General features: G+C 36.8%; 9 protein-coding genes. 5 read left to right on the forward strand and 4 right to left on the reverse strand.

From position 1 onward, the window contains the following. Positions 1-2,784, reverse strand: a complete 2,784-nt coding sequence (gyrA, locus tag BWD121_RS03745; protein ID WP_078663443.1) for a DNA gyrase subunit A — start codon at positions 2,782-2,784, stop codon at positions 1-3. Positions 2,785-3,299: 515 nt separating this feature from the next. Continuing rightward, positions 3,300-3,809, reverse strand: coding sequence for a single-stranded DNA-binding protein (gene ssb, locus BWD121_RS03750; RefSeq protein WP_078663444.1), 510 nt, complete (start codon positions 3,807-3,809; stop codon positions 3,300-3,302). 222 nt (positions 3,810-4,031) lie between these two features. Here ssb and uvrA point away from each other — a divergent pair, with 222 nt between their 5' ends. The 4 genes from uvrA (at position 4,032) to BWD121_RS03770 (ending at position 9,715) form a co-directional block, all read left to right on the forward strand. After that, complete coding sequence (gene uvrA, locus BWD121_RS03755; protein ID WP_078663445.1) at positions 4,032-6,947, forward strand: excinuclease ABC subunit UvrA; 2,916 nt, start codon at positions 4,032-4,034, stop codon at positions 6,945-6,947. Positions 6,948-7,210: 263 nt separating this feature from the next. After that, entirely contained in the window at positions 7,211-7,549 is a 339-nt protein-coding gene (locus BWD121_RS03760; protein WP_078663446.1) for a P-II family nitrogen regulator, read from the forward strand. 56 nt (positions 7,550-7,605) lie between these two features. Then, complete coding sequence (gene glnA / locus BWD121_RS03765; RefSeq protein ID WP_078663447.1) at positions 7,606-9,015, forward strand: type I glutamate--ammonia ligase; 1,410 nt, start codon at positions 7,606-7,608, stop codon at positions 9,013-9,015. Positions 9,016-9,169: 154 nt separating this feature from the next. Further along, the gene (locus tag BWD121_RS03770; protein ID WP_078663448.1) at positions 9,170-9,715 is read left to right on the forward strand and encodes a hypothetical protein; all 546 of its coding nucleotides are present in this window, start codon (positions 9,170-9,172) and stop codon (positions 9,713-9,715) included. A 42-nt stretch (positions 9,716-9,757) separates the two neighbouring features. On the opposite strand, the gene BWD121_RS03775 is transcribed toward BWD121_RS03770, so the two are convergent. Beyond that, positions 9,758-10,540, reverse strand: a complete 783-nt coding sequence (locus BWD121_RS03775; RefSeq protein ID WP_078663449.1) for an ATP12 family protein — start codon at positions 10,538-10,540, stop codon at positions 9,758-9,760. 651 nt (positions 10,541-11,191) lie between these two features. Beyond that, positions 11,192-12,130: an RluA family pseudouridine synthase gene (locus BWD121_RS03780; protein WP_078664063.1), complete on the reverse strand. Its 939-nt coding sequence runs from the start codon at positions 12,128-12,130 to the stop codon at positions 11,192-11,194. Positions 12,131-12,407: 277 nt separating this feature from the next. On the opposite strand from BWD121_RS03780, the gene BWD121_RS03785 reads away from it, so the two are divergent. Beyond that, positions 12,408-14,195 carry a glucan ABC transporter ATP-binding protein/ permease gene (locus tag BWD121_RS03785; protein WP_078663450.1) on the forward strand — a complete coding sequence of 596 codons (1,788 nt, stop codon included), beginning with the start codon at positions 12,408-12,410 and terminating at the stop codon, positions 14,193-14,195. Positions 14,196-14,207 lie beyond the last annotated feature (12 nt).

Genomic DNA, 14,207 nt, shown 5'->3' on the forward strand with positions numbered 1-14,207 from the left:
TTACACTTCGTCGTCCGCATCAACCACATTGCAATGCTGCTCACTTTCTTCCACATCTGGTTCGCTAGCATTAACTTCAGGCTCAGAAATACGCTCAACTGATACAACCTTCTCACCTTTTGCTGTATTAAAGATCGTTACCCCCTTTGTCGAACGACCAGCTATGCGAATACCATTAACAGGAACACGAATAAGCTGCCCTTTATCTGAGACAAGCATAATTTGATCTTGTGCTTCCACCGGAAAGGCTGCCACTAACTTACCAATTTCAGCTGTTTTGGATGGATCGGTTGCACGAATCCCTTTTCCTCCACGTCCTGAAATACGAAAATCATAAGAGGAAGACCGTTTTCCATAACCAAACTCGCTAACTGTTAAGAGCATTTGTTCATGGGCACTAAGCTCCATATAACGTTCATCTGTTAATTCTGTTACGGTTGTTTCTGACTCTTCATCACCAATGACAATATCTTCATCATCTGCACCAGCTGCACGCCGTTCACTGATCACGCGTTTAATATAGGCAGAACGCTCAGTCGACGTAGCCTCAACATGCTTTAAAATAGTCATAGAAATGACTTTATCACTATCACCCATGTTGATACCACGTACCCCCATTGAATGACGCCCAACAAACACACGAACATCACTCACAGGAAAACGAATACATTGTCCATTCGCTGTTGTAAGAACAACATCATCATACTCTGTACAGGTCTCTACGGAAAGAATCTCATCTCCTTCTTCACCAAATTTCATTGCAATTTTACCATTACGATTAACTTGAACAAAATCTGATAATTTATTGCGACGTACAGTCCCACGCATTGTTGCAAACATAACATCAAGTTTGCTCCAATCTTCCTCATCATCTGGTAAAGGCATAATTGTTGTTATACGCTCACCTTGTTGCAAGGGCAGCATATTAATTAAAGCTCGCCCACGCGATTGCGGCGTACCAATAGGCAAACGCCAAACTTTCTCTTTATAAACAATTCCACGTGATGAAAAGAAAAGAACCGGCGTATGTGTATTAGCTACAAATAAACGGGTTACAAAATCCTCATCTTTTGTAGCCATACCAGAACGCCCCTTACCCCCACGACGTTGGGCACGGTACGTATTTAAAGGCACACGTTTAATATAACCACTATGACTAACCGTCACCACCATTTCTTCTGGTGCGATCAGATCTTCACTATCCATATCCGCACTACCAAAACCAAAAACAGTGCGCCGAGGAGTTGCAAATACTTCACGAAGAGCGTTTAGTTCATCTTTAACAATACCCATAATTCGTGAACGCGATGCCAAAATATCAAGATAATCGGTAATATCTACACCAATTTTATTTAATTCGTCAGCAATCTCATCGCGACCAAGTGCTGTTAACCTCTGCAAACGCAACTCCAAAATAGCACGCGCTTGTTCTTCTGATAAATGATATGTATTATCCTCATGGATAATATGACGAGGATCATCAATAAGCTTAATTAAAGGTGCTATATCAATAGCCAACCAACGCTGCTCCATTAATTGTGCGCGCGCTATTTGTGGATCAGATGCCTTGCGAATTAATGCTATAATTTCATCAATATTAGCAACAGCAATAGCAAGCCCAACTAAAACATGCGCACGCTCACGCGCTCTACGTAAAAGATATTTTGTTCTCCGACTTACCACTTCTTCACGGAAAGAAACAAATGCACGAAGTATATCAAGCAACGTCATCTGCTCAGGTTTGCCACCATTCAACGCAACCATATTACAACCAAAAGAGGCCTGCAGCGGCGTATAACGATACAGTTGATTTAAAACAACATCCGCAACAGCTTCTCTCTTAAGCTCAATAACAACCCGATACCCATCACGATCAGATTCATCGCGTAAATCAGAAACTCCATCAATGCGTTTATCACGAACTAATTCAGCTATCTTTTCAATCATCGTAGCTTTATTAATCTGGTAAGGTATCTCGCTTACGATAATTGCCTGCCGATTATTGCGAATTTCTTCGATATCGACTTTAGCACGCATAATAATTGAACCCCGCCCCGTTTCATATGCTGAACGAATACCCGAACAACCAAGAATAATACCCCCTGTAGGAAAATCAGGACCAGGAATGATTTTAATCATCTCATCTAGCGTTATACTGGGGTCATCAATTAAAGCGATACACCCATCAACAACTTCACCAAGATTATGTGGAGGAATATTAGTCGCCATTCCTACAGCAATACCACCCGATCCATTTACCAAAAGGTTAGGAAAACGTGCTGGTAAAACCATAGGTTCACGTTCACGCCCATCATAATTATCTTGAAAATCAACAGTATCCTTATCAATATCAGTTAAAAGTTCTTCTGAAATTTTCTCTAAACGACATTCTGTATAACGCATCGCTGCAGGTGGGTCACCATCAATGGAACCAAAATTTCCTTGCCCGTCAATCAATGGATTTCGCAAAGAAAAATCCTGCGCCATACGTACTAATGCATCATAAATCGAAGCATCACCGTGGGGATGAAATTTCCCCATCACTTCACCGACAACACCTGCTGATTTACGATAAGATTTGTTGAAAGAAAGACCCATTTCATTCATCGCATGAAGAATACGACGATGAACAGGTTTTAATCCATCACGCACATCAGGTAATGCACGTGACACAATCACGCTCATCGCATAATCAAGATAAGAGCGTTGCATTTCTTCAATAATACTAACTGGCTCAATACCGGTCAGCACATCACGTTCTGTCAGTGGAGTAAGATCGGTCACAGTTTCAATACTTTCAAAAAAGAATCATTTTGATCGTTTATATCTAAAAATACTTTAAAATGCTAATTCCCCTGCCCACAAGAGAGTGAGAATTGAACAATAATTTCCAACATATTATTCGTTTATATGAAGAATCAGAAATAAAATGAATATAACTCACTCCCCTGAGTTAAAAAATGAAATAAACAATACCCAATGAATCTCTTCAAATTCCCCGCGTATCTTAAGCAATCTTTTCAATAAAAACACTTAAATAAAGATTTTAAAAATAGACCATTGCCTTTACAATAATCTTCCATCTTCAATCTACTTACATACTTTTTGACATGAGTGCACAACAGCAGCACCCTATGTTATAACCTACCACAATATTTTTAATATATTTACTGGTCAGCTTAACTGCATGATATAAAATAAGTTTTTTATTTTTCTTATAAGAAAATAAGCTTCAAATTAGAAATTTACTTTTCTTTCTTGAAAAGAAAAAAGCAATAATAACATCATCTTATAGATTATCAAAACGGCACATCATCATCCAATTGGTGTGAAAAATTTCCTTCCAAATAATTATTGTTCTGACTAAAATTCTCTTTGCGATCCAAACTACTATCACCAAAGTCACCACTGCCTAAAGGACTTGTGTCTTGCATTCTCTCGCCACCATCCATAGCACCACGACCTTCAAGCATTTGTAATTCACCACGATATTTTTGTAAAACAACCTCTGTCGTATAACGATCATTACCATTTTGGTCTTGCCATTTGCGTGTTTGCAATTGACCTTCAATATAAATTTTATTGCCTTTTTTTAGATATTGTTCCGCAATCTTTACAAGGTTTTCATTAAAAATAACAACACTATGCCACTCAGTGCGTTCTTTACGTTCATTCGTATTACGGTCACGCCAGCTTTCCGAGGTGGCAATACGTAGATTTGCCACTTGATCACCAGAGTTCAAACGACGGATTTCAGGATCAGCACCAAGGTTACCAATCAAAATAACTTTATTAAGGCTACCAGCCATTATACAAACTCCAAAATTTTAAATTACTTCATTATAGTAAAAGATGATAAAAACATATAGCTATGTTCATCATAAAGGAAAAAAGCTGTGTCTTTACTCCTTTTTCCAAAAGAATTTACACTCTTCTTTCCCATTATAATAATGGAACACATTGTAATTTCAAAGAAAAGATCTTATTTCACATAATAGTGTAAAATTTTTGTTCATACGCCAAGGATCAGCATGTCTCACCAAAAATATATTTCTATTCGCGGCGCACGTGAACATAACCTTAAAAACATCGACCTTGACCTTCCTCGTAATAAATTAATTATTATAACAGGGCTTTCTGGCTCAGGGAAATCATCCTTAGCTTTTGATACAATTTACGCCGAGGGTCAACGTCGTTATGTTGAAAGCCTTTCTGCCTATGCGCGCCAGTTTTTGGAAATGATGCAAAAGCCAGATGTTGATCAAATAGACGGTCTGTCTCCTGCTATCTCCATTGAACAAAAAACCACTAGCCGTAATCCTCGTTCAACAGTTGGTACTGTAACTGAAATTTACGATTATATGCGCCTTCTCTTTGCTCGTATCGGTATCCCTTATTCACCTGCTACAGGCCTTCCTATTGAAAATCAAACAATCAGCCAAATGGTTGACCAAATTATGGCCTTACCAGAGGGTACGCGGATTTTTATTATGGCGCCTTTAGTGCGAGGAAGAAAAGGCGAATATAAAAAAGAGCTAGCAGAACTTTTAAGAAAAGGATTTCAACGTGCCAAGGTTGATGGCAAATTCTATGAAATTCCTGATATTCCTCCGCTTAATAAAAAATATAAACACGACATAGACGTAGTGATAGATCGCCTTGTTGTGCGTCACGACATTACTTCTCGTTTGGCTGATAGTATAGAAACCTGTCTACAGCTTGCAAATGGACTTGCGATTGCTGAAATGGCAGATCAACCTTTAACAATAAAGGAAACCTCAAAGGAATCTGCTAATAAATCAAAAAATGAAACACATAAACGACTCATTTTTTCAGAAAAATTTGCCTGCCCTATATCTGGATTCTCTATTCCTGAAATCGAGCCACGTCTTTTTTCATTCAACAACCCTTTTGGTGCTTGTCCCACTTGTGATGGGCTTGGCATTCAAAAAGCAATCGACCCAGCAAAAATTGTGCCTAATGAAAACCTTACTTTAAAATCTGGAGCCATTGCCCCTTGGTTTAAATCACCCTCACCTTACCATAACCAAATATTAAAAGCGTTAGGCAAAGCCTATGCATTTAAACTCACAGATAAATGGTGTGAACTGTCAAGTGAAGCCCAGCGTGCTATTTTATACGGTACAAAAACAAAAGAAATCCCCCTTATCCATGAAGATGAAGGCTACTCTAACACAACAACCCAATATTTTGAAGGCGTTATTCCAAATATGGAACGGCGATGGAAAGAAACCGATTCTGCTGGTTCATATAAAGAAATTGAATATTACATGTCTTCTTCACCTTGCCGAGCTTGTAATGGTTATCGGTTAAAACCAGAAGCACTCTGTGTTAAAATTCATGAAATGCACATTGGGCAAGTATCAGAACTCTCTATCCTAAAAGCAAATGATTGGTTTGCTAATATTGATCAATATCTTAATAAAAAACAACGTAATATTGCAGCACGTATTTTAAAAGAAATTCGTAAACGTTTAGAATTTTTAAATCATGTGGGACTTGAATATCTTACCTTATCTCGAAATTCAGGAACACTTTCAGGTGGAGAAAGTCAACGTATTCGGCTAGCATCTCAAATTGGTTCTGGTCTCACAGGTGTTCTTTATGTTTTAGATGAACCGTCTATTGGCTTACACCAACGCGATAATGGACTCCTTCTACAAACGCTGTGCCATTTACGTGATCTTGGCAATACAGTTATCGTTGTTGAACATGATGAAGATGCCATTCTTACCGCAGATTATGTAGTGGATATTGGCCCTGCTGCAGGTGTTCACGGTGGAAAAGTTATTGCTCAAGGTACACCGCAGGAAATTATGAACAATCCATCCTCGCTTACAGGCCAATATCTTTCAGGAAAAATGGCAGTTACTATGCCCGCCAAGCGACGTAAAATATCAAAATCAAAAGTACTCAAAGTGATTGGTGCTCAAGGTAATAACCTTAAAAATATCAATGCCGACATCCCTCTTGGAACTTTCACTTGTGTAACTGGTGTTTCAGGTGGAGGAAAATCAACATTTCTCATTGAAACTCTGTTTAAAGCTGCATCGCGCCATATTATGGGAAGTCATCAAAATCCAGCACCCTATACCAAAATTGAAGGCCTAGAATTGCTTGATAAGGTCATTGATATTAATCAATCACCTATTGGACGCACCCCACGCTCTAATCCAGCAACTTATACTGGTGCTTTTACCGCAATCCGCGATTGGTTTGCTGAACTTCCTGAATCAAAGGCTCGTGGTTATCAAGCAGGACGTTTTTCATTTAATGTCAAAGGGGGACGTTGTGAAGCATGCCAAGGTGATGGTGTTATTAAAATTGAAATGCACTTTTTACCTGATATTTATGTTACATGTGATATATGCCAAGGGAAACGCTATAATAGAGAAACGCTAGAAGTAAAATTCAAAGGAAAATCCATTGCTGACGTACTTGATATGACAGTCGAAAAGGCTGAAAAATTTTTCCAAGCTGTCCCTGCTATTCACAACACAATGAAGACTCTTGTCAAAACTGGCCTTGGTTATATCAAAGTTGGACAGCAGGCTACAACACTTTCTGGTGGTGAAGCCCAGCGCGTAAAACTTGCCAAAGAACTTTCACGCAAAACAACAGGTCGCACACTCTATATTTTAGATGAACCAACAACTGGTTTACATTTTCATGATGTTGCAAAACTTCTTGAAGTTTTGCATGAACTCGTCGAGCAAGGCAATACAGTTGTAGTTATTGAGCATAATCTTGAAGTCATTAAAACGGCTGATTGGATTATTGATCTAGGACCAGAAGGTGGAGATGGCGGTGGTCAAATCGTTGCAATTGGTCGCCCTGAAGATATCATAAATATCCCTGAATCCTATACTGGAAAATTTTTAAAAGAACTTTTGTTACGCCGACCTTTGCATAATTCAGACTCTTAAAGAACTTAATGATATAATCATGAATAAAAATAAAGTTCGTAACTTATAATTATACCATTTTTATTCTTCACAAGCCTTTTTTATGCTATAATAAAATAATATTTTACTTCATATGTTATGCTGGAATTGTTTGCCTAAAAAACACATAATTATATTATTTTTTATTTTTTCGTACAGAAACTATTTGTTGGCACATCTCGTGCTTGCCGATATAATGTATAGTAGCCTAAAAAGATAAAATAACGTTGGAGATGATTTCAAGCATGAAAAAAATTGAAGCTATTATAAAACCTTTTAAACTGGATGAAGTGAAAGAAGCACTTCAAAAAGTGGGCTTACAGGAAATTACTGTAACAGAAGCAAAAGGTTTTGGCAATCAAGAGGAGTATACAGAACTTTACCGTGGTGCTCAATATGTTGTTGATTTTCTACCTAAAGTAAAAATTGAAGTTGTTGTTATAGACGAAATCCTAGAACAAGCTATTGAAGCAATACGTAAAGCAGCTCAAACAAACCATAGTGGTGATGGAAAAATATTTATTTCATCCATTGATGATGCTATTCGTATTCGTACTGGTGAATCTGGCATTGGTGCTCTTTAACATTTACAAAAATTTTTACTTTTTCTATTTACCTCAGTCCAATAAGGAAATTGCATATGACAACCGTATCAGACATACTTAAACAGATTGCAGATAATGACATACGCTTTGTTGATTTACGTTTCACCGACCCGTGGGGTAAATTACATCACGTTACAATAGATGTTACCGCAATCAGTGAAGATACACTTACTGATGGCATCATGTTTGATGGTTCTTCAATTGCTGGATGGAAAACAATTAATGAATCTGATATGGTATTAATGCCAGATCCAGAAACAGCTCATATGGATCCCTTTTTTGCTCAGTCTACTTTAGTCATACTGTGCGACGTACTCGATCCTATTTCTGGAGAATTGTATAATAGAGATCCACGTTCCATTGCAAAAAGAGCGGAAGCTTATATGAAATCCTTAGGGATAGGTGATGCAGTTAATATAGGTCCAGAAGCAGAATTTTTTATTTTTGACGATGTACGTTACAAAAACGACCCGTATAATACAGGCTTTAAGCTTGATTCAAGTGAACTTCCATCAAATGATGATACTGAATATGAAATGGGCAATCTCGGGCATCGACCACGTATGAAATGTGGTTATTTTCCAGTTCCTCCTATTGACTCTTGTCAAGACATGCGTTCTGAAATGCTCACCGCACTAAAAGATATGGGCGTAAATGTTGAAAAACATCATCATGAAGTAGCTGCAGCTCAACATGAACTAGGTATTCGATATGATACATTAGTTCGAGAAGCTGATAAAATGCAAATTTTTAAATATGCTGTACATCAAATTGCAAATAGTTATGGAAAAACAGCAACTTTCATGCCAAAGCCAATTTTTGGTGATAATGGTTCAGGCATGCATGTTCACATATCAATTTGGAAAGGTGGAAAACCAACCTTTGCAGGAAATGAATACGCCGGGCTATCAGAAACCTGCTTATTTTTTATCGGTGGTATCATTAAGCATGCAAAAGCAATTAACGCTTTCACAAACCCATCTACTAATTCCTATAAACGTTTAGTTCCTGGATTTGAAGCACCTGTTCTTCTTGCTTATTCTGCACGCAATCGTTCGGCATCTTGTCGTATTCCATTCAGCTCTTCACCAAATTCAAAACGTGTGGAAATTCGTTTCCCAGATCTAACGGCAAATCCATATCTAGCCTTTGCAGCACTCTTAATGGCTGGCCTTGACGGTATTAAAAACAAAATTCATCCTGGACAGGCTATGGATAAAGATCTTTATGATCTACCCCCTAAAGAGCTTAAAGACATCCCTACAGTTTCAGGTAGCTTGCGTGAAGCGCTTGAAGCTCTTGATAAAGATCGTAACTTCCTTAAAGCAGGAGATGTCTTTGATGACGACCAAATCAACTCTTTCATTGAATTGAAAATGCAAGAAGTTTTGCGTTATGAAATGACTCCGCATCCTATTGAATTTGATATGTATTATTCTGTTTAAAGAATAAGTCATGCTATTCAATCTAAAAATGGAGGCTTCAACCTCCATTTTTTTGTGATGTTTTTTTCTAAAGAGTATGAGCTATCTTTTTGCTGAGATATTTTTTCTTTATAAGAAAGATTGAATCCTTTCGAATCAATAATCAAGGTTCCTAATGCTGCAGATTTATCGATCTTTCTTTACTCTTTTATGTTTTGTTTTTATGATATTAGCAGCACAGGCCAATGAAGTAACAGATGACGAATTAATAAATCTACAAAAGGCAATTTTTATTTATAATAAAGCACTTAAAGAAATTGATTCAAATGCTATCTTAAATGCTATTCCTCCTCAAATTATCGAGAGTTTAGCTGCTAAAAAAAATCTTAATAAAGCACAATTTCAGCAAATAATAAAAAGTCAAATAGAACAACTAGCGAAAAATTATAAAATTGAGAATATAAAAATCGACCAAACGCAAAAACGTGAAGGAAAATTTGATAACGGTATTCCTTATTTTATTATGCCTTTAGAAATTGCAATTACGATAAATAGTGGAACAAAGTGTTATATCAAAAGTGAGATTATTGCCCTTCTCGAAAATAATCAGTGGTATTTTATTCGTGGCAATGACGACACAGCCTTAAACATAACCAATGAAGCTTTTCCCGGACTTGAAAAAATAAAAATTAATTCAACAGAAATTATAAAAATATCGTAATTGGAAATTTCACGTTTATGTGTGAGAAAAAGAAAGTTTCACTTATGTACAGGCAGTAATAATTGTAGCCGCTGCATTAAATTCAGCCTTTTTGTAAGCTCGCTGCATCATCGCTTCCTCATCAATACCCCATTGTTTCTTCGTCCAATTCTCATCTAAATGAGCAATATCCCAAGCATTATCCAAATTAATTTTCTTCTCAGCTACAGCAAAAGCAATAAGAGAAGAGCCTGTTAAAGTAGTCATTGCATGAAGTGCAGCAAGTATATAAGGGGATTTTATTTTGCGTAAATAATTACTCACCGCTTGAATAGCTTCCCATGGTTGTTCAATATGCATAAGTCCTGCTGCTATATTAAAACGTGCACCAAGTTTTTCTTCTGCCCAATCAAGTAAAAAGTCCCATTGTTTACATTGTTGTTTTACAAGTTCTTTTGGTGTTTGTGCACGATAAAAAATCATATCACATGCAACAAAACGCAATAAATCTTCAAAAATAACTTGCATATTATCGGCTATACCATCAACAACAGTGTTAACAAGACGCGTAATTGGCATTCTTCCTGGATCAATGCTCTCTTCCTGCACAGTAAATTCCTGTGCTACTAATGTAGCAAGTGCTTCTGTTGGCATGAGAAGACAGCGCTTCGCAGGTGTTTTTACGGGAGCTCCATCTAATAATATGGAAAAACCTCCCTCTTCATGCGTGATACTTACTTCTTTATAAAATCGTTTAGGTAGTGGCTGACATGAAAGCTTTTGTACATTGTAAACAGGATTATCCTTATTTAACGGTATATTAAAATCATCTAAAATTTTACGCATATTGTTCTACTTCTAATATTTTCAATTAATCTACCGAATTTTCTAAAATAAAATCCACACACTTCTCATACATTTTATACATTAGATATCACGTGATAAGCTTAAGAAAAACCAATTGTACTCATGTTATTGGCTATCTATATCTAATATTGAACTCTTAGCGTAGTAGTTCTTTTATTTTCATACTAATCTCTACATGAGACTCAAACAGAATTATAAAAGTAGCAATTAGGAAAATAATTATTAATCGTTTGCATTATCAATTAAATAATTAAATAATAAAATTGATACATCTAATTGAAAATACAGCGTAATTTTTTTATCACCACACCAAAAAAGATAGGATATCTAGCCATTGAATAAAGTGGCTAAAACTTTTATTCTTGAATGAAGTAAAGTTTCAAATATTGTTTTATTACAGATTAAAAACAATACCCGCTTATTAGTTTAAATCATCTCTTATATTTCACTATCGATGGTTTATGGTATAAAATTGTTATTGTCTTTTACTAAAAAAACTCCAATGATATTTTTTATAATTTGGCAGTTGATCATCAAATTCCTCAAATACCTTCTTATAATAACAAGTAATTAAACACTGCTAATAAATTGCGTTACTACAATTAATAAAATTAAGCTGAAAATTTTTTATTATTCTGTATCGCCATCATTTTCATTAAAAGCTAAAAGATTAAAGCTTTGTACCATATGAGGCGGTAAAGGAGCTATAATATCCAATATGCCTCCTGAGGGATGAGGAATACGAATACGGCGTGCATGAAGATGAAGACGATTTTGAATGCCACCAGGTAATTCCCAATTACTGTCAGAAAAAAAATATTTTGAATCGCCAATAATTGGATGATCCATATAAGCTGCATGAACACGTAGCTGATGTGTTCTACCAGTATAAGGTTCCATTTCTAACCAAGATAGAGCTCGCCCTCGCGTATCTAAAACACGATAGTAAGAAACTGCGTGATTAGAATCTGGTTCTCCATGTTCACAAACACGCATTTTATCGCCTTGTGCAGTTGTTTCCTTTACCATCCATGTTGAAATTTTATCTTGCTTTTTTTTAGGCACTCCCCGTACCAGCGCCCAATAAATCTTTTTCGTTTCTCGTGCTCGAAAAGCAGCAGTCAAAACCTGTGCCGCTCCCCTTGACCGAGCAATAATAAGTACACCTGATGTCTCACGATCAAGACGATGAACTAACCGTGGCTTTTCTCCTTTTTTATTACGCCACACTTCAAGCATACCATCAATATGGCACGTTAAACCAGAACCACCCTGTACAGCCAAACCTGCAGGTTTGTTTAATACAAAGATTTTTGGATCTTTATAGAGAAGCATTTTTTCCAAAATGGCTAATTTGTCCTGATCATGAATGGTCTTACCCGTTGCAGAAAGATTTCTCTTATTATCACCAGACAAAAACGGTACACGAATAGACTGCCCCATAATAAGACGTATATCAGTTTTAACACGCCTGCCATCAACGCGTATCTGGCCAGAACGCAGCAGTTTTTGTAGATACCCAAACGCAAGTCCTGGATAATGCACCTTAAACCAACGATCTAAGCGCATTCCGCCTTCACTTTCCTCAACCTTTTTGATTTCTACACCCACTGTAATAAACCCTCTTGCTAATACAATTTCCCTGTTTACCAACCGTATTTTCTCGTCTTTATAAACGCAAAAACTACATCCTTTTAAAATTAGACTTTATCACATTGCATTACAATCAGTATCCAAAATTGCATTTCCTTTCTGTATAAATTTCATTACTTCAAAGAAAACAATTACATAAAGAATTAGTAATCCTAATTTTGTAACTGCAATAGCTATTGGAGATAACCATCCCGTGCTTTTATTAAAAACATACGCGCGTGTTCTCTCTTATCTAGATAGAGAAAAAAGCACATTTTTTTTAATCTGTGCCGCTAATGTTATACTGGCTATTATCACAATAGCAGAACCTATCTTGTTTGGTCACGTCATTGATGCAATTGCAGACAAATCCGGTATCGTTTTTAACCTCACACTTTGGGTGTGTTTTGGTGTTTTTAATATTATTGCATACATCCTTGTAGCTCGTGGTGCAGATCGCTTAGTTCACAGACGGCGTTTAAGCGTTTTAACAGAATCTTTTGAGCGTATCATTACTATGCCATTAATTTGGCACCAACAACGTGGAACTTCTAATGCCCTTCATACGCTATTGCGCGCTACAGATTCCATGTCAGCTATATGGCTTGATTTTATGCGCCAACATCTTTCTACTTTTGTCGCATTATTCGTTCTAGTGCCCATAGCCTTTAACATGAACTGGCGTCTTTCAATAGTCTTAATGGTTCTTGCCATCATCTATGTATTGATTGCACGCTTAGTGATGCAAAAAACAAAAGACGGACAAGCCGCTGTAGAACGTTATCACCATAGTGTTTTTAAGCATATCAGTGATTCAATTTCTAATGTTTCCATTGTACAAAGCTATAACCGAATAGCAGAAGAAACGTCAGAGCTTCATCAATACACAAGTGATCTTCTTAAAGCACAAAACCCTGTTCTAAACTGGTGGGCACTTGCTAGTGGTTTAAATCGAATGGCCTCAACCATTTCAATAGTATGTGTATTTCTTCTTGGTGCTTTTTTTGTGGCAAAAGGCCAACTAAGTGTAGGTGAAGTTGTCTCTTTCGTCGGATTTGCTCAATTAATGATTAGCCGTCTTGATCAAATTAGCGGCTTTATTAATTTAGCTGTATCCTCACAAGCAAAATTACAAGAATTTTTTGAAATGGAAGACTCAACTTTTAATATGAAAGAACCTGACAACCTTCCTTCTCTTCAAAATGTTAAAGGTGCGATTCAATTTCATCACGTAACTTATGCATTTCCAAATTCTTCTCAAGGTGTCTTTGACATTTCATTCGAAGTCAAAACAGGACAAACTGTTGCTATTGTAGGACCAACAGGTGCTGGAAAAACAACATTAATCAATTTGTTACAGCGCGTATATGACCCTACAGTTGGACATATCAAAATTGATGGAATAGATATACGCTCCATTAACCGCGAATCCTTACGCAAAGCTCTAGCAACAGTATTTCAAGATGCAGGTCTCTTCAACCGTAGCATTCGTGACAACATTGCAATAGGTAGAACGACCGCAACAGATAAAGAACTTTATGAGGCGGCAAAAACAGCTGCTGCTCATGATTTTATTTTGAATAAAAATAATCGTTACGATACATTGGTTGGTGAACGAGGCTCCCAATTATCAGGTGGAGAAAGACAGCGATTAGCAATTGCGCGTGCCATTTTAAAAAATGCACCTATTCTCATTTTAGATGAAGCAACCAGCGCTCTTGATATTGAAACAGAAGCACGTGTTAAAGACGCTATTGATTGTGTAAGCCAAAATCGTACAACTTTTATTATAGCGCATCGTCTTTCAACAATCCGCAATGCTGATCTTATACTTTTTCTAGATCATGGTCGCTTAATTGAACAAGGTAGTTTTCAAGAGTTGACTAAAAAAGGTGGCCGTTTTTATAAATTATTAAAAGCCGGTGGATTAACAAACGATCAGCCAATGATAAAAGTGGAAGGTGAAAATGTGATTCCACTGTGTGAATTTATTGCATCGTAAAATAAGTGTTTC

The sequence above is a fragment of the Bartonella sp. WD12.1 genome, from assembly GCF_002022415.1.
Classification (GTDB): domain Bacteria; phylum Pseudomonadota; class Alphaproteobacteria; order Rhizobiales; family Rhizobiaceae; genus Bartonella.